At 72.1% G+C, this 20,995-nt stretch carries 15 protein-coding genes, 2 tRNA genes and 1 pseudogene; 4 read left to right on the top strand and 14 right to left on the bottom strand.

The window, feature by feature from the left end; all coding sequences use genetic code 11:
- Positions 1–326: 326 nt before the first annotated feature.
- On the bottom strand, positions 327–2,195 hold the full coding sequence (lepA, locus tag SNA_RS06775; protein ID WP_078969733.1) for a translation elongation factor 4: 1,869 nt from the start codon (positions 2,193–2,195) through the stop codon (positions 327–329).
- A gap of 353 nt (positions 2,196–2,548) precedes the next feature.
- On the opposite strand from lepA, the gene rpsT reads away from it, so the two are divergent.
- A complete protein-coding gene (gene rpsT / locus SNA_RS06770; RefSeq protein ID WP_030068011.1) occupies positions 2,549–2,815 on the top strand; it encodes a 30S ribosomal protein S20 in 267 nt (88 codons plus the stop codon).
- 401 nt (positions 2,816–3,216) lie between these two features.
- The gene (locus tag SNA_RS06765; protein WP_241779564.1) at positions 3,217–4,149 is read left to right on the top strand and encodes a hypothetical protein; all 933 of its coding nucleotides are present in this window, start codon (positions 3,217–3,219) and stop codon (positions 4,147–4,149) included.
- A gap of 66 nt (positions 4,150–4,215) precedes the next feature.
- Here the strand turns inward: SNA_RS06765 and holA are convergent, their stop codons facing one another.
- Positions 4,216–5,202: a DNA polymerase III subunit delta gene (holA, locus tag SNA_RS06760; protein WP_030068013.1), complete on the bottom strand. Its 987-nt coding sequence runs from the start codon at positions 5,200–5,202 to the stop codon at positions 4,216–4,218.
- Between the two features lie 364 nt (positions 5,203–5,566).
- On the opposite strand from holA, the gene SNA_RS44950 reads away from it, so the two are divergent.
- Complete coding sequence (locus SNA_RS44950; RefSeq protein WP_030068014.1) at positions 5,567–5,803, top strand: hypothetical protein; 237 nt, start codon at positions 5,567–5,569, stop codon at positions 5,801–5,803.
- 175 nt (positions 5,804–5,978) lie between these two features.
- On the opposite strand, the pseudogene SNA_RS06755 reads toward SNA_RS44950, so the two are convergent.
- The 7 genes and pseudogenes from SNA_RS06755 to SNA_RS06725 form a co-directional block, all read right to left on the bottom strand.
- Positions 5,979–8,573 (bottom strand): annotated as a pseudogene (locus tag SNA_RS06755) (ComEC/Rec2 family competence protein); the annotation flags it as partial.
- Positions 8,570–9,358, bottom strand: a complete 789-nt coding sequence (locus SNA_RS06750; protein ID WP_044363818.1) for a ComEA family DNA-binding protein — start codon at positions 9,356–9,358, stop codon at positions 8,570–8,572. The pseudogene SNA_RS06755 and the gene SNA_RS06750, both read right to left, overlap by 4 nt.
- A 373-nt stretch (positions 9,359–9,731) precedes the next feature.
- Entirely contained in the window at positions 9,732–10,577 is an 846-nt protein-coding gene (locus SNA_RS06745; protein ID WP_030066623.1) for a DegV family protein, read from the bottom strand.
- 138 nt (positions 10,578–10,715) lie between these two features.
- The gene (locus SNA_RS06740) at positions 10,716–11,435 is read right to left on the bottom strand and encodes a hypothetical protein (RefSeq protein WP_044363816.1); all 720 of its coding nucleotides are present in this window, start codon (positions 11,433–11,435) and stop codon (positions 10,716–10,718) included.
- A 170-nt stretch (positions 11,436–11,605) separates the two neighbouring features.
- Positions 11,606–14,530 carry a leucine--tRNA ligase gene (locus SNA_RS06735; RefSeq protein WP_044363815.1) on the bottom strand — a complete coding sequence of 975 codons (2,925 nt, stop codon included), beginning with the start codon at positions 14,528–14,530 and terminating at the stop codon, positions 11,606–11,608.
- Positions 14,531–14,812: 282 nt separating this feature from the next.
- On the bottom strand, positions 14,813–16,768 hold the full coding sequence (locus tag SNA_RS06730) for a S53 family peptidase (protein WP_044363814.1): 1,956 nt from the start codon (positions 16,766–16,768) through the stop codon (positions 14,813–14,815).
- A 346-nt stretch (positions 16,769–17,114) separates the two neighbouring features.
- Positions 17,115–17,187: transfer RNA gene (locus tag SNA_RS06725), tRNA-Ala, on the bottom strand.
- A 153-nt stretch (positions 17,188–17,340) separates the two neighbouring features.
- Here SNA_RS06725 and SNA_RS06720 point away from each other — a divergent pair.
- Positions 17,341–18,708 (top strand): glycosyltransferase 87 family protein, encoded by a 1,368-nt coding sequence (locus tag SNA_RS06720; protein ID WP_044363813.1) that lies wholly within the window; start codon positions 17,341–17,343, stop codon positions 18,706–18,708.
- Positions 18,709–18,742: 34 nt separating this feature from the next.
- Here SNA_RS06720 and SNA_RS06715 read toward each other — a convergent pair whose 3' ends face one another.
- From SNA_RS06715 to rsfS, 5 genes are all read right to left on the bottom strand, one after another.
- The gene (locus SNA_RS06715; protein WP_030066616.1) at positions 18,743–18,976 is read right to left on the bottom strand and encodes a hypothetical protein; all 234 of its coding nucleotides are present in this window, start codon (positions 18,974–18,976) and stop codon (positions 18,743–18,745) included.
- Between the two features lie 3 nt (positions 18,977–18,979).
- Positions 18,980–19,225, bottom strand: coding sequence for a hypothetical protein (locus tag SNA_RS06710; protein WP_030066615.1), 246 nt, complete (start codon positions 19,223–19,225; stop codon positions 18,980–18,982).
- A gap of 327 nt (positions 19,226–19,552) precedes the next feature.
- Positions 19,553–19,625 (bottom strand) — tRNA-Ala (locus SNA_RS06705).
- A 123-nt stretch (positions 19,626–19,748) separates the two neighbouring features.
- Positions 19,749–20,402 carry a histidine phosphatase family protein gene (locus SNA_RS06700; protein ID WP_030066614.1) on the bottom strand — a complete coding sequence of 218 codons (654 nt, stop codon included), beginning with the start codon at positions 20,400–20,402 and terminating at the stop codon, positions 19,749–19,751.
- On the bottom strand, positions 20,399–20,833 hold the full coding sequence (gene rsfS / locus SNA_RS06695; RefSeq protein ID WP_044363812.1) for a ribosome silencing factor: 435 nt from the start codon (positions 20,831–20,833) through the stop codon (positions 20,399–20,401). The genes SNA_RS06700 and rsfS overlap by 4 nt, the downstream gene beginning before the upstream one ends.
- Between the last annotated feature and the right edge of the window lie 162 nt (positions 20,834–20,995).

Raw genomic sequence — 20,995 nt, 5'->3', positions numbered from 1 at the left:
GACATAACGAAGTACGCGCCCAAAACTCCAGGTCACTGGCCGTATCACGATGCACACGCCCCGGACATGCGACGCTCCGCAGGTTTCTCGGATGCGCGGCGCGGACGGCCCGATGCGCACCCGGACGGGGGCACGGGCGGCGGTGGGGCGGGCACGGGCCGGCGGTGGGGCGGGCACGGGCCGCTGCGGACATGCGCAGGGCGCCGCCCCTTGGGGGACGGCGCCCTGACCGCGGAAGGCGTCTGCCTCTGAAGGCGTCGACCGCTGCTCCTTCGCTTGCCGCTACTTCTTCGCTTCCCGCTGCTTCCGCACTTCTGGCTGCTGCGTCACTTCTTCTTGTCGCCGTCGGTGTCCGAGGACAGCACCGCGATGAAGGCGTCCTGCGGGACCTCCACGCTGCCGACCATCTTCATCCGCTTCTTGCCTTCCTTCTGCTTCTCCAGCAGCTTGCGCTTACGGGAGATGTCGCCGCCGTAGCACTTGGCGAGAACGTCCTTGCGGATGGCGCGGACCGTCTCACGGGCGATGACCCGGCTGCCGATGGCGGCCTGGATCGGCACCTCGAAGCCCTGCCGCGGGATCAGCTCACGGAGCTTGGCGACCAGCCGCACGCCGTATGCGTACGCCTTGTCCTTGTGGGTGATCGCGGAGAACGCGTCCACCTTGTCGCCGTGCAGCAGGATGTCGACCTTGACCAGGTCGGAGGTCTGCTCGCCGGTGGGCTCGTAGTCCAGCGAGGCATAGCCGCGGGTCTTGGACTTCAGCTGGTCGAAGAAGTCGAAGACGACCTCGGCGAGCGGCAGGGTGTAGCGGATCTCGACGCGGTCCTCGGAGAGGTAGTCCATGCCGAGCAGGGTGCCGCGGCGGGTCTGGCACAGCTCCATGATCGCGCCGATGAACTCGCTGGGGGCGAGGATCGTGGCCCGTACGACCGGCTCGTGCACCTGGTCGATCTTCCCGATCGGGAACTCGCTGGGGTTGGTGACGATGTGCTCGGTGCCGTCCTCCATGTCCACCCGGTAGACCACGTTCGGCGCGGTGGCGATCAGGTCCAGCCCGAACTCGCGCTCCAGGCGCTCGCGGATGACCTCCAGGTGCAGCAGCCCCAGGAAGCCGACGCGGAAGCCGAAGCCGAGGGCCGCGGAGGTCTCCGGCTCGTAGACCAGCGCGGCATCGTTGAGCTGGAGCTTGTCCAGGGCCTCGCGCAGCTCCGGGTAGTCCGAGCCGTCCAGCGGGTACAGCCCCGAGAACACCATGGGCTTGGGGTCCTTGTAGCCGCCCAGCGGCTCCACGGCGCCCTTGGTGAGCTGGGTGATGGTGTCGCCGACCTTGGACTGGCGGACGTCCTTCACACCGGTGATCAGATAGCCGACCTCGCCCACGGACAGACCGTCGGCGGCCAGCATCTCCGGGGAGTTCGTACCGATCTCCAGCAGCTCGTGCGCGGCGCCGGTGGACATCATCCGGATGCGCTCACGCTTGCTCAGCGTGCCGTCGACGACCTTCACGTACGTCACCACGCCGCGGTACGCGTCGTAGACCGAGTCGAAGATCATCGCGCGGGCGGGCGCGTCCTTGACGCCGACGGGCGCGGGGACCTCACGGACCACCTTGTCCAGCAGCTCGGGCACGCCGACACCGGTCTTGGCGGACACCCTCAGGACGTCCTCGGGCTCGCAGCCGACGAGGTTCGCCAGTTCGAGGGCGAACTTCTCGGGCTGCGCGGCCGGCAGGTCGATCTTGTTCAGCACGGGGATGATCGTGAGGTCGTTCTCCATCGCCAGGTAGAGGTTGGCGAGGGTCTGGGCCTCGATGCCCTGGGCGGCGTCGACGAGGAGGATGCAGCCCTCACATGCGGCGAGCGAGCGCGAGACCTCGTAGGTGAAGTCGACGTGGCCCGGCGTGTCGATCATGTTGAGGATGTGGGTGGTGCCACTATGCTCCTCGCCCTCGGAGGGCGACCAGGGCAGCCGGACCGCCTGGGACTTGATCGTGATGCCGCGCTCGCGCTCGATGTCCATGCGGTCGAGATACTGCGCGCGCATCTGCCGCTGGTCGACGACACCGGTGAGCTGGAGCATCCGGTCGGCGAGCGTCGACTTGCCGTGGTCGATGTGCGCGATGATGCAGAAGTTACGGAGGAGAGCCGGGTCGGTACGGCTCGGCTCCGGCACGTTCGTAGGGGTCGCGGGCACGCAGGGTCCATTCAGTGAACGCGGGTAGGCGGGACTCGGATATGTGACGTCTCCCCCATGGTCCCATGACCTGGGGCGAGGGTGAGGGTCGGCGGGGTCGGGCGGGGCCGCAGCGGTTTCCGGGTGGGCTCGGGGCCGTCCGGCGGTGGGGCCGGGGGCGTCCCGCGGTGGCTGCGGGCCGGTTCCTGGGCGACTACGGGCCGGTTGCGGGGCGACTCCGGGCCGGTTGCGGGGCGACTCCGGGCCGGTTTGGGCGGCCATCCGCCCTGCTGGTAGCCTGGTCCACTGCGCTTCGTGCCCTCTTTCGTGCGCGGCGCAACTCGAAACTCCAACGAACCTGAAAAGGCTCTTTCGTGGCGAACATCAAGTCCCAGATGAAGCGGATCAAGACCAACGAGAAGGCTCGCCAGCGCAACAAGGCGGTCAAGTCCTCTCTGCGCACCGCGATCCGTCGCACCCGCGAGGCCGTGGAGGCCGGTGACCTGCAGAAGGCCACCACCGCCCAGGCCGAGGCGGCCAAGAAGCTCGACAAGGCCGTCAGCAAGGGTGTCATTCACAAGAACGCCGCCGCCAACAAGAAGTCGGCGCTGGCCAAGAAGGTCGCCGGTCTCAACGGCTGACCCTTCCCCGCTTGACCTGTAACACCTCCGCCGCCAGGGACCCAGCGGCCCCTCTCACCGCTCCCTGACCGGCACCCCGCGCCGCACGCGGCCTGCGTTCGCCACGCGGGTGCGGCGCTCCCGGCCCGCCCGGCGGTATCCGCCGACGGAGCCACGACTGCTTGATACGAAGACCCCGCTCACGCCCCTTCCCCGGGGCGGAGGCGGGGTCTTTGTCGTGCGGTGGGTGGGGCCCGGCCGCACCCGGGAGCTTGTCGTGCGGCGGCTGGGGCTTCGGCGCACGCCGGGTGGGGCTTCGGGCGTGCGCCGGAGCCGACGGGGCGATGGGCCGCGCTCCCAGCGGGCCAAGATGTGCCGATCCGACGGGGTTCGGTTCCTGGCAGGTCCATTAATCTGCCGCCATGTCGCTCTCGGGGGATCAGAACGGGCCGTACAACCCCTATGCCGCATCCGGGGCATCGGAGACGCCGGGTGTACCCGGCACACCCGGGCCGCTCCCCGGTCCCCCTGGCGCACCCGGACCGCCCAGCGCACCCGGCGCACCGCAGGCCGCCCCGTACGGGCAGGTCACCGGCCCGTACGGGGGCCAGATAGCCGGCGGCTACGGGTATCCGCCCGCAGCGCCCATGGGCGGGACCGGTGGCGGGCGCGGGGGTGCCTCCGGATGGGTCTGGGCGGTCGGCGGGGCGATTGCGGCCTCGGCGGTTTGGGCGTCCGTGATGTTCGCCACCGGGGCATTCTCCTCGGAGCCCCGCGCCGACCTGGCGGGCTACACGTACACCGACGACCTGTGCGCGGCCACGTCGCTGACGCCGGTCAAGGACGCCGGCTTCGCCGTCGAGGAGCGGCACAGCGCCGGTTCGGACGGCAGGACCGCCAATCCGGAGCACAGCGGGTCCCGGCAGACCGCGATGGACAGCATGTGGTGCAACGCCTCCTTCAAACGGAAGGACGCGAGCGTCGGCGACTACTCGTCGGCCTGGCTCTACAGCACCGCCACGCTGCACAAGAAGAGCGACCCCGGCCCGGAGTTCGCGGCCGGCTACCTGGCGTACGAGAAGCAGGGGTCCTCGGTCGAGTACCGGGTCGAGCGGGTCACGGGCCTCGGCGACGATGCCTATCTGGTGAGCCAGAAGAACAAGGACGGCGGGTCCGGCAGCTCGTACGTGATCCTCGGGGTGCGGGACGGCTGGATGACGTACCAGTCGACCTGGTCGAATTTCCCGTCGAGCAGCGCCTCCGGCAAGCAGCCGACCGGGGACGACGTGGCGACGATGCTGAAGACCAGCGCCCGGGAGACCCTCCAGCGGCTACGGGGGTCCGGGGCGAGGTAGCCGGCGGGGTCGGACCGGCGCCGCGAGTGCCGACGGCATCGGTCGGGACGACGGCGCGGGCGGGCCTCAGCGCTGGGACCGGGCCGCCCGGGCGATGGCGACGATGGCCTTCTCCAGGGCGTACGCGGGGTCGTCCCCGCCGCCCTTGACCCCCGCATCGGCCGCCGCCACCGCTCGCAGCGCCGTCGCCACGCCGTCCGCCGACCAGCCGCGCATCTGCTGTCGTACCCGGTCGATCTTCCATGGCGGCATGCCCAGATCACGGGCGAGGTCGCCGGGGCGGGCGCCGCGGGGGGCGGAGGCCAGTTTGCCGATGGCGCGGACGCCCTGGGCCAGCGCGCTGGTGATCATGACGGGGGCGACGCCGGTGGCGAGCGACCAGCGCAGCGCCTCCAGCGCCTCCGCGGCCCGGCCCTCGACGGCACGGTCCGCAACCGTGAAGCTCGACGCCTCGGCCCGTCCGGTGTAGTAGCGCGCGACGACGGCCGGGTCGATCGTGCCCTCGACATCGGCGGTCAGCTGCGAACAGGCCGAGGCCAGCTCGCGCAGATCGCTGCCGATCGCATCGACCAGCGCCTGGCACGCCTCCGGCGTCGCGGAACGGCCGATGGCCCGGAACTCGCCCCGTACGAACGCCAGCCGGTCCGCCGGTTTGGTCATCTTGGCGCAGGCCACCTCGCGCGCCCCGGCCTTACGGGCGGCATCCAGCAGCCCCTTGCCCTTGGCGGCGCCGGCATGCAGCAGCACGAGCGTGATCTCCTCGGCGGGCGACCCGAGATACGCCTTGACGTCCTTGATGGTGTCGGCGGAGAGGTCCTGCGCGTTGCGCACCACCACGACCTTGCGCTCGGAGAAGAGCGAGGGGCTGGTGAGCTCGGCGAGGGTGCCGGGCTGGAGCTGGTCGGGGGTCAGATCGCGGACATCGGTGTCCGCGTCGGCGGCGCGGGCGGCCGCCACCACCTGCTGCACCGCGCGGTCGAGGAGCAGGTCCTCCTGGCCCACGGCGAGCGTGACGGGGGCGAGAGGGTCGTCGTGAGCTGTCTTCCTGGCCATCGCGGTCCAGCATCCCACGCCCCACTGACAACGCCGCCCTGCCTGCCTCACTCCCGGGCGTTCCACCTGCGGTCGCGGCCTTCCCATGGCTCCCCCGCTGCCGATTCCGCCGGCTCCCCCACTCCCGATTCCGCCCGCTGTCCCGCCTTCCCCTTGTTGCCTCACTCCCCGGCATTCCGCCCGCGGTCCCGCCCTCCTCTGGCTGCCCCCGTCCGCCGTCCCGCCGGGCTCCCCGTCTGTCGTTTCCGCCCGGACCGGCCTTCGCCCGCCCGCCGTACCCGGTGCCCGCCCCCTGCCGGACAATGGACCGGTGAGCGACGCAGCACAGGCCCACCCGGCCCCGCACCCCCACCACGCCCCGCCCCTGCGGCACGTCCTGGTTCTGCCCGACCGTGATGCCGCCGAGGAGCTCGCGGAACAGCTGGCCGAACTCCTCGGCCTCACCGAGGAGCCCCAGCTCGTACGGGACGCCCTGGCCGGCGAGGACGACGCCGAGGACGCGCAGTGGCTGGTCGTGGTCGAGGACCCGGACGCGGCCCACGACCCGGCACGGCTGGACGAGCTGGCGGCCGAGTACGACGGATGGCGCGAGGCCGAATAGGCGGCGGGCGGAGGCGGCCCGTCCCGGGGTCACCCGCTGTGCGTCCGCCCGGCGGCGAACCGACGGCGGATGCGGTCGGCCACGGGCCCCGCGCCGACCGGCAGGGCCCGCTCCCCGGAGGCGGTCTGCCGCCCCGGGCCCGGCGCCGCAGGCGCCCGTGGAGCCGGCGCCGGCGGCCGCGTATCACGGCGGTCAGCCGGTCATGGGTGCCGAGCACCGCGAGGGCGCCGTCGGTGTCGGTGCGCAGCACCCGGGCGCCCTGGGCGCGGAGCTCCGCGACGGTGCGGGCCGAGGGGTGGCCGTACGGATTGCCGGCGCCGACCGATATCAGGGCCAGCCGCGGCGCCAGGCGGTGTATCAGCTCGGGGTCCTGATAGGCCGAGCCGTGGTGTGCCACCTTCAGGACGTCGACGGCGGGCAGCTGCGGATGGGTGGCCAACAGGGCTTGCTGGGCGGGTGGTTCGAGGTCACCGAGCAGCAGGAGGGTCAGGCCGCCCGTCCGTACGAGCAGGGTGACGCTGGAGTCGTTGGGGTCGGGGGGAACGGCGGCCGGGGCCTGGGCTCCCGGCGGCGTGGGGGCGGGCGGCCAGAGGACCTCCCAGCTCAGTGGGCCCAGGCGGCGGCGCTCCCCGGCTACGGCGTGGACGACCGGCACATGGGCCGCCGCGGCCCGGCGGCGTACGAACTCGGCCTGTCCCGAGGGGATATGGAGCGTGGTGGTCTCGATCGCGCCGACCGCGCGGCCGCGCAGCGCTCCGGGCAGGCCGTCCACGTGGTCCGCGTGAAAATGCGTCAGCACGAGAAGCGGAATGCGGCGGATACCGAGGTCGGTCAGGCAGCGGTCGATGGCTCGCGGCTCGGGCCCGGTGTCGACGACGAGGGCCGTACCGTCTCCGGCCGCCAGGACCAGGCCGTCGCCCTGTCCCACATCGCACACCACCGCCCGCCACCCCGGTGGCGGCCAGCCGGTGAGAATACGAGTGAACGGGGCCGGACGGCAGACCGCCAGGACGAGGGCCAGGGCGCACAGCACACAGAGCCAGCGGTGGCGCAGCAGGCGGCGGCCGGCCGTGACCAGGGCGACGGTGACGGCCGCCAGCAGCAGCCCGCCCTGCCAGCCGCCCGGCCAGTCGAGTTCGGCGCCCGGCAGCGAGGAGCCCGTACGGGCGAGGACGGCGACGGCCTCGGTGGGCCAGGCGGCGCACCACGCCACGGCCTTGGCGACCGGCAGAGCCACCGGGGCGAGGGCCAGGGCCGCGAAACCGAGGACGGTGGCCGGGCCGACGGCGAGTTCGGCGAGCAGATTGCAGGGCACGGCGACCAGTCCGACCCGGGCGGCGAGTACGACGACAACGGGCGCACAGACCGCCTGGGCGGCGGCCGCCGCGGCGAGCATCTCGGCCAAGCGGGGCGGCACCCGGCGCCGTTGGAGCGCAGCGCTCCAGCGCGGGGCGAGCAGGAGCAGCGCACCGGTCGCCAGGACGGAGAGCACAAAGCCGTAACTGCGGGCGAGCCAGGGGTCGTAGAGCACCAGCAGCAGGACCGCGGCGGCGAGCGCGGGCAGCAGGGAACGCCGGCGGCCGCTGCCGATCGCGAGCAGGGTGATCAGACCGCAGGCGGCGGCCCGCAGCACGCTGGGGTCCGGCCGGCACACGACGACGAAGGCGAGCGCGAGCGCGCCGCCGATGAAAGCGGTGGTGCGCAGCGACAGGCCCAGGCGCGGCGCCAGCCCACGGCGTTCGGCGCGCAGGGCGAGATGCGGCGGGCCGATCAGCAGTGCGAGGACGAGGGTGAGGTTGCTGCCGGAGACGGCGAGCAGATGGGTCAGATCGGTGGCGCGGAAGGCATCGGCCAGATCCGGCGGCACCCGCGAGGTGTCGCCCACGACGAAGCCTGGCAGCAGCGCCCGCGCATCGGGGCGCAGCCCGTCGGTCGCCTCGCGCAGGCCCGCCCGCAGGCTTCCCGCCAGCCGCTGAAGGGCGGACGGCGGGCCCGTGCGGACCGGCGGGGCATCGCCGTCGACCCGTAGGACGGCTGCGACCTGGTCGCTCGCCGACAGCGGCGGGGCGGTGCGCGCCACCACCCGGATGCGGGTCGACGGCAGCAGCCCTCGCCACGGGGCGGACAGCCCGCCCCGCGCCTCGTCCGCCGGGCGTTCCCCGGTGTCCGGTGCGCCGTTGCCCTGCCCGCTGTCGTCCCCCGTTCCCTTGCGCTGTCCCTGGACGACGACCAGCGTCGGCGTACGGCCGACGGTCACCGCTCCGTCCGGTGCGGTGACTTGGACCGCATCGGCGGTGAACACCAGTGCCGGGGGCGTCCGTTGGGATCCGCGCACCGTGGGACGGGTCGGATGCGGATCACCGGTGACCACCAGCTCGGCCGTGACCCGTGCGTACCGCTGCGCCCAGCCGGGCAGCGGGCCGCGCCGCAGATCCGCCGCATGCAGCGCCGCGGAGGCGGCCCCGGCCGCGGCGCACAGCAGCACCGCCGCCAGCGCGACGAGCGCACCGGCCGACCGGCCTCCGGGCGAGGGGCCGACGCCGCTCCGGCGCACCGCCGCCATCCGTAACGCGATCACCGCCAGACCCACCGCACCGGCGCAGAGCGCCGCCACCACGCCGCCCGGTGCCCCCAGACCGACCGCCGCGGCGCCCCAGGCGGCCAGCGCCGGCGCGACCAGGCGCAGATCGGCCGGGCCCTCCTGCTGCGGGTCCGAGTCGCCGTACGGCGAGCCCGCCGAGGCGTGCACGGGGGTACGGGTGGCGGTCATGGCTGCACCAGCGGACGAAGATCGGCGAACCGCCGATCGCCGATCCCGGTCACCTGACGGAGCTGCTCCACGGACGTGAAACCACCGTGCTGGGTGCGGAATTCGATGATGTGCCGGGCGAGGACGGGCCCTACGCCGGGGAGGGCATCGAGCTGCTGCTCGGTCGCGGCGTTGAGGCTGACCGGCCCGCCCCCGCCGGCCGCGGCCCCGCCTGCGGAGCCGTTCCCCGCGGCGGCGCCCCCCGCACCCGCCGCCGTCCCCGCATTCCCCCCACTCCCCCCGCTCCCCCCGCTCCCCGTATCCCCGGCCCCTCCCGCGCGTGGCTCGCCCACCACGATCTGCTCGCCGTCGGTCAGCAGCCGCGCCCGGTTCAGCCCGAGGGTGCTCGCCCCGTGCAGCACGCCGCCCGCCGCCCGTAGCGCATCGGTCACCCGCGACCCCGGTGGCAGCCGGTGGATCCCGGGGTGCCGGACCTTGCCCGCAACGTCGATGACCAGCTCTTGTGGCGTGCCACCCGGCGCCCGTCTCGCCGTCGGGCCGGGCGAGGGGAGAGACCCGGACAAGGAGGGTGAGAGGGAGGGGGACAAGGACGATGGCCGGGGGCCGGCGCCTGGCGCCGCCTCCGCTCTTGCGGCGGCCGGGGCACGTACCGGCTCCGGGCTCGCACCCCAGAAGTGCTGTACGGCGAACCCGAGGGCCACCACGAGCACCAGGGCCAGCGCGGCGAGCGCCTTGGGGTCCGTGCCGCACCGTAACTGCACCCAGAGCGGCAGCCGTTCCCGCACCGCGAGCCATACCCGCTCCCCTCGGCGCGGCCCCGGAGAAGCCGGCGGGTCCGGCAGATACGGGGGCTCTGGCGCATGGGGCGGCCCGGGGGGATCGGGCGGGTCGGGCGGAGTCGGCGGTGCGCTCGGACCCAGGACGCCGGGCCCGGCTCCGGCCTCCGCGAAGAGGGCGGCGGCCCGCTCCCGGGCAGAAGGTGCAGCGGAAGGTGCAGCAGCGGATGACGCAGGCCATGCGGCCGATCGAGAGTTCATGCCCCCGACGCTAGGCATCCCGCGCCGATCTCGCCGAGCCGGCTCAATTCCCGTGGATATCGGCCCAGTTGTGGATAACTACGTCACCCACAAGAGTCCCGGCCCCCAGCTCCCGCCTCCCTCACCTCGGCGACACCACGGCCCCCAGCAGCCCCGGCCCCGTATGCGCGCCGATCACCGCGCCCACCTCGCTCACATGCAGCTCCTGAAGGCCCGGCACCCGCTCCCGAAGCCTCTGGGCCAGCGCGTCCGCGCGCTCCGCCGCCGCGAGATGGTGGACCGCGATATCGACCTCGCCCTCCCCCGCCCGCTCCGCGGCGATCTCCTCCAGCCGTGCGATGGCCTTGGACGCCGTACGGACCTTCTCCAGCAGTTCGATGCGCCCGTCGGTGAGTTGGAGGAGCGGCTTGACCGCCAGCGCCGAGCCGAACAGCGCCTGGGCCGCGCCGATCCGGCCGCCGCGGCGCAGATAGTCGAGGGTGTCGACGTAGAAATAGGCGGAGGTCCCCGCGGCCCGCTTCTCCGCGGCCGCCACCGCCTCGTCCACGTCCCCGCCGGTCTCCGCCACCTCGGCCGCCGCGAGGGCGCAGAACCCGAGGGCCATCGCGACCATCCCGGTGTCCACGACGCGTACCGGCACCGGCGCCTCTTTGGCCGCGAGCACCGCCGCGTCATAGGTACCGGAGAACTCCGAGGACAGGTGCAGCGAGACGATGCCGGTCGCACCGCTCTCGGCGACCCGGCGGTAGGTGTCCGCGAAGGTGGCGGGGCTGGGCCGAGAAGTCGTCACCGGACGGCGCTTCTGGAGCGCCTGGGCGACGGATCTCGCGGAGATCTCGGTGCCCTCTTCGAGGGCCTGGTCCCCCAGGACGACGGTCAGCGGTACGGCCGTGATGCGGTGACGTACGAGGGCCGCCGGCGGCAAGTAGGCCGTGGAATCGGTGACGATGGCGACATGGCGGGACATGACTGGGAGGTTAGCCGGGGAACGCGGCACCCGACAGTGCGGGCCCCTCCCCAAGATCTTCCATGTTTCCCCAAGCCTGCGCGAAGGGGCCCACGTAAGGCGGGTTGGCGCCCCCGCCCCCTCCCCCGGCCGGCGTCGTCAGCGCGGGGGCTCCTCCTGCCTCCGCACCTCCTTCTCCCAGGCGTACGCCGGCCGGCTGTGCGGATCGCGGGCCGTGATCGCCGACGGCTGCTCGTCCGCCGGGCCCCGGGAACCCGCGTCCCGCGCGGGACGCTGCCGCGCCCCCTGCTCCGCGCCGGCCTCCGGCCCCGGCTCCTGCGTCCAGTGCCGCAGGGCGCCCGCCTCCAGGTCGATCTGGTCGCCGAGCGCCGCCAGGTCGTCGTCGGCGAACTTGCGGGCCCGGTCCCGGGCCGCCCAGCGCAGGGACTCCGCGGAGTGGGTGATCCGCTCCATGCGTTCGCGCAGGTCGGGCAGGCGGGCCGCGATGGTGGCCCGGTCGGGCTCGCCCTCCAGGCGTTTGAGTTCGTCGTCGAGCTCGCGGCCGTGGGCGCTGAGGCGCTCGAAGAGGCGTATCGACTCGGTGAGGGAGGCGTCGTCCCGGGAGCCGGTGCGCAGCGCCTCCTGGGTGGCGTGCATGGACGTCCGCAGCGAGAGCCGCAGCTGGGCCAGCTCACCGGCCACGCCCGGCTGGGTGAGCTGCCGGGCCCGCAGGCCGGTGTCCTCGACGGTGCGCCGGGCCTGGGCGACCGTACGGTCCACACCGCGCTTGGCCGCCGTGACGGCCTTGACCGTGACGAACACCCCGGCGGCGACGAACAGCACGAAGAGCAGCGCGAAAACCGCGACGACTACGTCCATGAGCTCTCCCGGGCGGTGTGCATGAACTCCCCCAGCGGTTCCCCAGCGGTTTCGGCGCCGGTGTCCCCGCGCCCTCTTCTCCACGGTAAACGGCACGGGCAGGTCGGCGGTTCCCATCGGAACCCCCAACCTGCCCGTAGGGGAAAACCCTGATACGCCGGTCCGGCCGCTTACGCCGGAACGATGTTCACCAGCTTCGGCGCCCGCACGATCACCTTCCGGATGCCCGCGCCGCCCAGCGCCGCGACCACACCCGGATCGGCCAGCGCGGCCGCCTCCAGGTCCGCGTCGGAGATCGAGGGGGCGACCTCCAGCCGGGCCTTGACCTTGCCCTTGATCTGAACGACGCAGGTCACGGCCTCGTCCACGACATAGGCCGGGTCCGCCACCGGGAAGTCGGCGTGCACCACGGACTCGGTGTGGCCCAGCTTGCGCCACAGTTCCTCGGCGATGTGCGGGGCCAGCGGGGCGATCAGCAGGACCAGCCGCTCGGCGACCGTGCGGGAGATCGGGCCGCCCGTCTTGGTCAGGTGGTTGTTCAGCTCGGTCACCTTGGCGATGGCGGTGTTGAAGCGCAGGTTCGCCATGTCCTGGGTGACGCCGTCGATGGCCTTGTGCAGGGCGCGCAGGGTGGCCTCGTCGGGCTCGGTGTCGACGACGGTGACCTCGCCACTCGCCTCGTCCACCACATTGCGCCACAGGCGTTGCAGCAGGCGGTACTGGCCGACGACGGCGCGGGTGTCCCAGGGGCGCGAGACGTCCAGCGGGCCCATCGCCATCTCGTACAGACGCAGGGTGTCCGCGCCGTACTCGGCACAGATCTCGTCCGGAGTGACCGCGTTCTTCAGGGACTTGCCCATCTTGCCCAGCAGCCGGGAGACCTTGCCGCCCTCGTAGTAGAAGACGCCGCCGTCGTGCTCCTCGACCTCGGCCGCCGGGACGGCGATGCCGCGGCTGTCCCGGTAGACGTACGCCTGGATCATGCCCTGGTTGTACAGCTTGTGGAACGGCTCCCGGGACGAGACGTGCCCCAGGTCGTAGAGCACCTTGGACCAGAAGCGGGCGTACAGCAGGTGCAGTACGGCATGCTCGGCGCCGCCCACGTACAGGTCGACGCCGCCGTGCGGCTGGCCCTCGCGCGGGCCCATCCAGTACTGCTCGACGGCCGGGTCGGCCAGCGCGTCGTCGTTGTCCGGGTCCAGGTAGCGCAGCTCGTACCAGCATGAACCCGCCCAGTTGGGCATGGTGTTGGTCTCGCGGCGGTACGTCTTCGGGCCGTCGCCCAGGTCCAGCTCGACGTTGACCCAGTCCTCGTTGCGGGACAGCGGGGTCTCCGGCTGGGTGTCGGCGTCGTCCGCATCGAAGGTGCGCGGGGAGTAGTCCTCGACCTCGGGCAGCTCCAGCGGCAGCATCGACTCGGGCAGCGGGTGCGCCACACCGTCCTCGTCGTAGACGATCGGGAACGGCTCGCCCCAGTAGCGCTGGCGGCTGAACAGCCAGTCGCGCAGCCGGAAGTTGACGGTGCCTTCGCCGATGCCCCGGTCGGCCAGCCACTCGGTGATCTTCGCCTTGGCCTCCGTGACGCCCAGGCCGTCCAGCGAGACCGTGTCGTCGGTGGGGGTCCCCCCGCCGGAGGCAGGGGAAGAGTTGACGATCTTGGCGTCGTACGAGGCGAAGGCGTCGTCCCAGGTGGACGGGTCGGTGCCGCGGCCGTCGGACGGCTCGACAACACAGCGCATCGGCAGCTCGAAGGCGCGGGCGAAGGCGAAGTCGCGGGTGTCGTGGGCGGGGACGGCCATGATCGCGCCGGTGCCGTAGCCCATCAGGACGTAGTCGGCGATGAAGACGGGCACCTGCTCGCCGCTGACCGGGTTGGTGGCGTAGACGCCGGTGAAGACGCCGGTCTTGTCCTTGGCCTCGGCCTGGCGCTCGACGTCCGACTTGGCGGCGGCCTGCTTGCGGTAGGCGGCGACCGCTTCGGCGGGGGTGGCTTGGCCGCCGGTCCAGACGTCGTGGGTGCCCTCGGGCCAGGCGTCGGGCACGATCGAGCCGGTGCCGTCGCCGTTCTCGGGGCCGGCGATCAGCGGGTGCTCAGGGGCCAGCACCATGTAGGTGGCGCCGAACAGGGTGTCCTGGCGGGTGGTGAAGACCGTGATCGCCTCGGAGCCGCTCACCGGGAAGTCGACCCGCGCACCCTCGGAGCGGCCGATCCAGTTGCGCTGCTGGAGCTTGATGGCCTCGGGCCAGTCCAGCTCGTCCAGGTCCTTCAGCAGCCGGTCGGCGTAGGCGGTGATGCGCATGTTCCACTGGCGCAGCTTGGCCTTGAAGACCGGGTAGTTGCCGCGCTCGGAGCGGCCCTCGGCGGTGACCTCCTCGTTGGCCAGCACCGTGCCCAGGCCGGGGCACCAGTTGACCGGCGCGTCCGAGGCGTACGCCAGGCGGTACTCGCCCAGGACGTTGGCGCGCTCGATGCCGCTCAGTTCGCTCCAGGCCCGGCCGTCCGGGGTCTGCCGGGTGCCTGCCTCGAACTGGGCGACCAGGGTGTCGATCGGGCGGGCGGCGTCCGCCTCCGGGTCGTACCAGGAGTTGAAGATCTGCAGGAAGATCCACTGGGTCCACTTGTAGTACGCCGGGTCGATCGTCTCGATCGAGCGGCGCTGGTCGTGGCCCAGGCCCAGGCGGCGCAGCTGGCGCCGCATGTTGACGATGTTGGCCTCGGTGGAGACCCGCGGGTGGGTGCCGGTCTGGACGGCGTACTGCTCGGCGGGCAGGCCGAAGGCGTCGAAGCCCAGGGTGTGCAGGACGTTGTGGCCGGTCATCCGCAGATGGCGGGCGTAGACGTCGGTGGCGATGAAGCCCAGCGGGTGGCCGACGTGCAGGCCCGCACCCGAGGGGTACGGGAACATGTCCATGACGAACTTCTTGGGGCGGGCCGCCCGCTCGGAGTCGCCGGCCAGGCCGCCGCTGGGGTTGGGCGCCTCGTACGTCCCGTTCTGCTCCCAGAAGTCCTGCCAGCGTGCCTCGATGTCGGCGGCCAGCGCGGCCGTATAGCGGTGCGGCGCTGCCGTCTCGGCGGCGTTGGTCGTCTCGCTCATCGTCCTCAAAGCTCCATCATTCGTCTCTGCCTGCGGCTGCTGCGACACGGTTTCTGCGGAAACAAAAACGCCCCTCACACAGGAGGGGACGCCGCGCCGATGCCGACCCGGGCGGTCACAGCAGTCTGGCCCGGTCGGGACTGATCAGCGCGGCCCGCTAAGCAGAAGGCGTACGGCACACATGGCGCCAGGGTACCGCAGGGCCTGCGGGGCCCGCGCCGAGGATTCCCCCGGCCGCGGACCCCGCATTCCCGTGCCCGCCTCAGGGGCGGACCGAGTGCCTCAGGGGCGGTAGGAGCTCACATAGCCGGCACCGGGCGAGCCCACCCCGGTGACGTCGTCGTAGCCGACGACCGCCTTCAGGGAGCTGTCCTTGCCCAGGCTGCGCAGCGAGGTCGTGGTGCCCTTGCTCGCGTCCGCGCCGTTGACGTAGTCCACCCGGACGACCGCCAGGCCACGGCCGGCACCCAGCGGGTGGTCGGTGACGTCGTGGTAGGCGGAGGTGCCGTAGCGCTGGTAGATGGCAGGGTTGGCGAAGCCGAGGGGCACGCCGTGCCGCGCCTGCTGGGCCAGCGCCTGGACGCCCGCGATCACCGGGGCGGCCAGCGAGGTGCCGCCGATGCGGTACTCGTCGTAGCCGAGCTTGCCGTCGGGCAGGGTCTGGGTCTGGCCGACCAGGAATCCGGTGTTGGGGTCGGCGACCGCCGCGATGTCCGGAACGGCGCGCATCTTGCCCTTGAGCAGGACGCTGGAGAGCTGGTCCGGGACGATTCCGCGCTGGTAGTAGGGCTGCGGCACGGTCTTGCTGACGCCGCCGCCCGCGCCGCCGTTGAAGGCGCCCGGGAAGTCCGTCCACTCCTTGCCGTCCTTGGACAGCACGGCCTTCTGGGTGCCCCAGCCGGTCTCCCACTTGTAGGCATCGCGCTTGCCCACGGCCAGCGAGGTGCCCCCGACCGCGGTCACCCAGGCGGAGTTCGCCGGGGTGTCCACCTGCTTGATGCCGGTGTTGGCGACCTCGTCACCGTTGTCGCCGGAGGAGAAGTAGAAGCCGATGCCCTGGACGGCGCCCTGCTGGAAGAGCTGGTCGTAGGCGGCGGCCGAGTCCGGAGTCTCGCTGGCCTCGATGTCGCCCCAGGAGTTGGAGACGATATCGGCCAGGTGCCCGTCGACGATCTTGCCGAGCGAGTCGAGCAGATCGTCGTCCTGGCAGGAGGCGGCACCGACGTAGACGATGTCGGAGTCGGGGGCGACCGCGTGGACGGCCTCGACGTCGAGGGTCTCCTCGCCGTACCAGCCGGCCGCGCCGCAGTCCTTGATGTGCGTGTACGCCTTGGGCAGCACCTGGGAGAGCTGGCCGCCGCGGTAGGCCTGATCGCCCTGGCGCGCGGCGTACTTGGCGGCGTCCGGGGCGATGGTCGGCGAGGCGTAGGCGTCGGTGATCGCGACGGTGACGCGCTTGCCGGTCCACTTCTTCGCCCCATAGGCGGCGCGCAGCTGCTTACCCGTGTAGCCCTTGATCGCGTACGGCGCCTTGCTCCCGTATGCCGACGGCAGGCTGGCGTCCGTACGGGAGCCGTAGTACGAGGAGAACGGGCCGGAGTTACGGAACACCGGGGACGGCGGCGGCAGCTGCGTGTGGTGCTGCGAGAACCGCGGTGCATTGTCCAGGCCGGTGACCGTGAGCACCGCGTCGGCCAGGGAGGCGGGCGCGGAGGCGGTGACCGACGGGGCGTGGTAAGTGTGGCCGCTCTTACGGTAGTTGTGCAGGTCGGTGGCGAAGGCGCGCTCGGTGGCGGCCGCGTCGCCGGTGACCGTGACATAGCGGTTGGTGGTTCCGGTGACCTTCAGGCCGGAGTTTTTCAGCCAGTCGGTCACCTTGGATATCTGGTCGTGCGTGGCCCCGTAGCGGGCGCGTACCTGGGCGGCGCTCAGATACTTGCCGTACGAGGAGGAGTGCGGGTCGGACACCGCCCTGGCATAACCGGCCAGGCCCTTGGCATCGCGGCCGGCCAGGTAGACGCGGGCGGTGATGTCGGTGGAGCCGGAGGTGGCGCCCTGGTCGGCCTTGCTCGTGGCCCACAGCGGCTTGGTGCCCAGCAGCGCATGCCGGCCCCCGTCATGGTCCGCGGCGTCGGCCGCCGGTGCGCCGAACGCGAGGGTACCGGCGACCAGCGGCAGCGCCGCCGCCCAGGCCAGACCGGTACGGACGCGCGGTGTTCTGGTGCGGCTTGATCTCATGTAACCCCCTGCATTGGCGATGCGGTGCGCTGCGGGTGACGCGCTGCGCCGGGACGCCGGGACGCGTCACCGCACAAGCGGTGAATGGGTGGTGCCGCTCACGCGATGCGTCACTCTTTCGGTGAACTGTTCATGCCAGGGGAATGCGATCACCAAGAAGGAGCCAAGAAATGGCAAGGATTGGGTTGGGATAGACCAGGCGAAGGGGGTCAACTCGCCCGAACGGACGGACAGTTGAGGGGGAATCAGGGCAACTGGGAAGAAACTCCCCGTCGGCGGACCTGTGGCACCCATCCACGCACAACGGAGCGGGTCGCCCGATTCGGACGACCCGCTCCGTTTTCTGTGGAGCTAAGGAGAATTGAACTCCTGACCTCCTGCATGCCATGCAGGCGCTCTACCAACTGAGCTATAGCCCCTTGCTGTGTTACCGCCCGGTTTCCCGCTGCGGCATCGCCTACATTACACGGCCCACCCGGGCTTTCGCCAAATCGTTCTCCCGGGGTCCGGGAGCGGGACCCCGGGGTAATGTCGACAGGCCGTGCCCGATTCGTCCTGGGGAGCCGTACGCCGTGACCGCGCTGGAGCTGGAGCAGTCCGCCGACCTCCGCGGCCCCTCCCCCGTACGCGGCCTCCTGCGCCGGCACCCGACCCTCATGGCGGCGCTGGCCTGCGCCCTTTCCTTCACCGTCTTCTGGACCGTGCAGCGGCTCGCCCATGTGACCATGATCGATCTGATGGTCTACCGCGCCGAGGGCTGGACCGCCCGCAACGGCGAGGACCTCTACGACATGGTGGCGACCTCCGCTCACCTGCCCAACACCTATCCCCCCTTCGCCGCGCTGCTCTTCACCCCGCTCACGCTCGTCGGCGTCCCCGTGATGCGCACCCTGGCCACCGCCGGCAATCTCGCGCTGTTCGTCGGCGTCGTCCATCTCTCGCTACGGCTGGCCGGGCGGCCGCGGCGGCTGCCCCGGCCCGCAGCGACGCTGGCCCTCTCCGCACTGCTGGTGTGGGTGGAGCCGGTCTGGACGACCCTGCGCTACGGGCAGATAAACCTCCTGGTCGCCGTGCTGGTGCTGTGGGACCTCACCCGTAAGGACACCAACCGCTGGGCGGGCATCGGGATCGGCATCGCGGCCGGTATCAAGCTCACCCCGGCGCTGTTCGCGGTCTTTCTCGCACTGGCCGGGGCCGTCCGCGCCGGGCAGCTGCTGCGCTCCGGCGCGGGGGCGCGCGCCGCCTGGCACCCCTGGCTGCGGCAGGCCGCCGTCGCCACCGTGACCTTCCTCGTCACCGCGCTGGTCGCGGCGCTCGTCCTGCCCCGGGACTCGCACCGTTTCTGGACCGAGATCGTCTTCGCCGCCGACCGGGTCGGCGAGGTGGAGATCACCGCGAACCAGTCGCTGCGCGGCGCCCTCGCCCGGCTGCTGCACACCCACGACCCGGGCGCGAGCTACCTCGTGGTGGCCGGTGCGACGGTCGCGCTCGGACTGGCGCTGGCGGTCGGCTCCCTGCTGCGCGCCGCTGGGGCGCCCCCGGCCGAGTACGGGGGAAGGGCCTGGGCGGCCGTCTGCTGTGCGGTGACCGCCCTGCTGGTCAGCCCGATCTCCTGGTCGCACCACTGGGTGTGGGCCGTCACCGCGCTGATCCTGCTCGGCTCCGAGGCGCTGCACCGCACCGGCCGGGCCGCGCGCCACTGGTGGGCGACGACCGCGGCGGCCGGCCTGCTGTTCTGCTCGTTCGCCCTGTGGTGGGTACCGCACCGCTGGCACCATCACGAGGAACTCCACCAGAACGGCCTTCAGATGCTGCTCTCCGACGTCTACCCACTCGCCGGCCTGGCGCTGCTCGTCCTGGCGGCGACCCGGCTGCGCCGACTGCGCCGGCTCGGCGGACCAGGGGGCGGCGAGGGGGTGCCGGTACCTCCGGCAGGATGACGGCGAACGGGCCCCGCGGGCCGCGGAACTGGCCCTAGGCCCTCGCGAACGAGTAGAAGCGTTTCAGCGTGCAGTGCTCGTCCAGCAGCCGACCGTAGATCGGCTCCCCGTCGAGTTCGCGGTAGGTCTCGATGGGATCGCCCTTTATGACCAGGGCGCGGGCGCATTCCTCGCACCAGTACTGGTAGTCGGAGTTGACCGGCTCCATGTCACGGACGATGGGCGTGCCGCTGCCGCACCAGTCGCATTTTCTGCTGTGAGCGCCCATCCGTCAGCTCCAACTATGGCCGCAGGCCGTACAGACGAAGGAAGTCCCACCGTTGTCGCCCAACACCTGGGCGACATGGGAGGAACCGCACGAGGGACACTCAAGGGCCGAAGCGGCGCTCGCACAGCAGCCACCGGGGCCGCCGACGGGGCAGGTGAAGCGGAGCGCGTACTCGGGCAGCCAGTCATATCCCTGCGCCTCGGCCAATTCGAGCAGGTCGTTGACCTCCTCAAGGATGCTCGTAGGCATCGCGATCTTCTCCTCCCCTGGGCGCCGTCCGATTCTGCCACGGACCATCGGCGAGGTCAGGCCCGCCTTTGCGCCGTTCCGGCGAGGGCACCGAAGGCCGTCGCAACCCGCGCAAGACGGGAACGCCGGGCGCGGGCCGAGCAGTTCGCCCGGGCGCGCGCCGACCGCCGGGCCGTTGTCGGTGCCACCGCCTTTCATGGTGGGCGGAGTTGACGCCAGGGCATCGGGTGTCGGCGTCGCCGACGCTACACGGCATCCATGGGCGCGGAGCCCGCGTAACACGAAGATCCCGTCCCCTGCGAAGAGGGGACGGGATCATCCGATCTGTGGAGCTAAGGAGAATTGAACTCCTGACCTCCTGCATGCCATGCAGGCGCTCTACCAACTGAGCTATAGCCCCGGGTCTTGTTCCGGTCCCCCGGGTTTCCCCCGGCGGCGCCGCGAACAAGAAGAACTTTAGCCTGCGACCTGCCCAGATGTGAAATCCGGGTGCCGGGGCCGGCCGCCTGGGGCCGGGACCGGGTCAGTCGTCGTCGCCGAGGACCGGCTCGGGGAGGGTGCCGGCGTTGTGCTCCAGGAGGCGCCAGCCTCGGGCGCCCTCGCCCAGGACGGACCAGCAGCAGTTCGACAGTCCGCCCAGGCCCTCCCAGTGGTGGGCGTCCAGACCGAGGAGACGGCCGATGGTGGTGCGGATGGTGCCGCCGTGGCTGACGACGACGAGGGTGCCGCCGTCGGGGAGCTTGTCGGCGTGGTTGAGCACCACCGGGGCGGCGCGCTCGGCGACCTCGGTCTCCAGTTCGCCGCCGCCGCGGCGCACCGGCTCACCGCGCTTCCAGGCGGTGTACTGCTCGCCGTACTGCGCGAGGATCTCGTCGTGCGTCAGGCCCTGCCAGGCGCCCGCGTACGTCTCGCGCAGGGCCGCGTCGTGCGTCACCTGAAGCCGGGTGAGGACCGCGAGCTCCTGGGCGGTGACGGCGGCCCGCTTCAGGTCGGAGGCGATGATCGCGTCCGGCTTGAGGGCGGCGAGCAGCCGGGCGGCGCGGCGCGCCTGCGCCAGGCCGGCCTCGGTCAGCTCGATGTCCGTGGAGCCCTGGAAGCGGCGTTCGAGGTTCCAGGACGTCTGACCGTGGCGCCACAGGACGACGCGGCGACCACGGTCGGTCTTCGTGCCGTTCAGTGCAGCTCTCCGTCCTGCGCGCCCGCCGTGGCCTCGGCATGCGCCGCGGCCTTGCCGCGGGTGGCCTTGGCGTCCTCGGGGAGGTCGATCTCGGGGCAGTCCTTCCACAGGCGCTCGAGGGCGTAGAAGACACGCTCCTCGCTGTGCTGGACGTGCACCACGATGTCGACGTAGTCGAGCAGCACCCAGCGGGCCTCGCGGTCGCCCTCGCGGCGGACCGGCTTGGCTCCCAGGTCCTTGGCCAGCCGCTCCTCGATCTCGTCGACGATCGACTTGACCTGGCGGTCACTGGGCGCCGACGCCAGCAGGAAGGCATCGGTGATCGAGAGGACGTCGCTGACGTCGTACGCGATGATGTCGTGCGCGAGCTTGTCGGCTGCTGCCTGGGCGGCGGCGTTGATGAGCTCGATGGAGCGGTCCGTGGCGGTCACAAGCGGCTTTCCGGGTCGGGGGCGGCCGCACCGGCCGGGCGGCCGGAGCGGCGGTCGAGTACCCCTCAAGGGTCTCACGGACCACCGACACTCCCGGATGCCTTTTCGAACCGTGGGCGATACCACCGCAGACCGCCCGGTGGACCGGGCCCGCGGCCACCG

This window comes from Streptomyces natalensis ATCC 27448 (assembly GCF_000935125.1).
GTDB lineage: Bacteria > Actinomycetota > Actinomycetes > Streptomycetales > Streptomycetaceae > Streptomyces > Streptomyces natalensis.
This window is presented reverse-complemented; position numbering and strand designations above follow the sequence as displayed.

What these genes read in the sequence shown, in the direction of transcription:
- SNA_RS06765 (WP_241779564.1), top strand. Translation starts at nt 3,217, where the DNA reads ATGTCGCTCTCGGGGGATCAGAACGGGCCGTACAACCCCTATGCCGCA.
- holA (WP_030068013.1), bottom strand. Translation starts at nt 5,202, where the DNA reads ATGGCCAGGAAGACAGCTCACGACGACCCTCTCGCCCCCGTCACGCTC.
- SNA_RS06745 (WP_030066623.1), bottom strand. Translation starts at nt 10,577, where the DNA reads ATGTCCCGCCATGTCGCCATCGTCACCGATTCCACGGCCTACTTGCCG.
- SNA_RS06740 (WP_044363816.1), bottom strand. Translation starts at nt 11,435, where the DNA reads ATGGACGTAGTCGTCGCGGTTTTCGCGCTGCTCTTCGTGCTGTTCGTC.
- SNA_RS06735 (WP_044363815.1), bottom strand. Translation starts at nt 14,530, where the DNA reads ATGAGCGAGACGACCAACGCCGCCGAGACGGCAGCGCCGCACCGCTAT.
- SNA_RS06730 (WP_044363814.1), bottom strand. Translation starts at nt 16,768, where the DNA reads ATGAGATCAAGCCGCACCAGAACACCGCGCGTCCGTACCGGTCTGGCC.
- SNA_RS06715 (WP_030066616.1), bottom strand. Translation starts at nt 18,976, where the DNA reads ATGGGCGCTCACAGCAGAAAATGCGACTGGTGCGGCAGCGGCACGCCC.
- SNA_RS06710 (WP_030066615.1), bottom strand. Translation starts at nt 19,225, where the DNA reads ATGCCTACGAGCATCCTTGAGGAGGTCAACGACCTGCTCGAATTGGCC.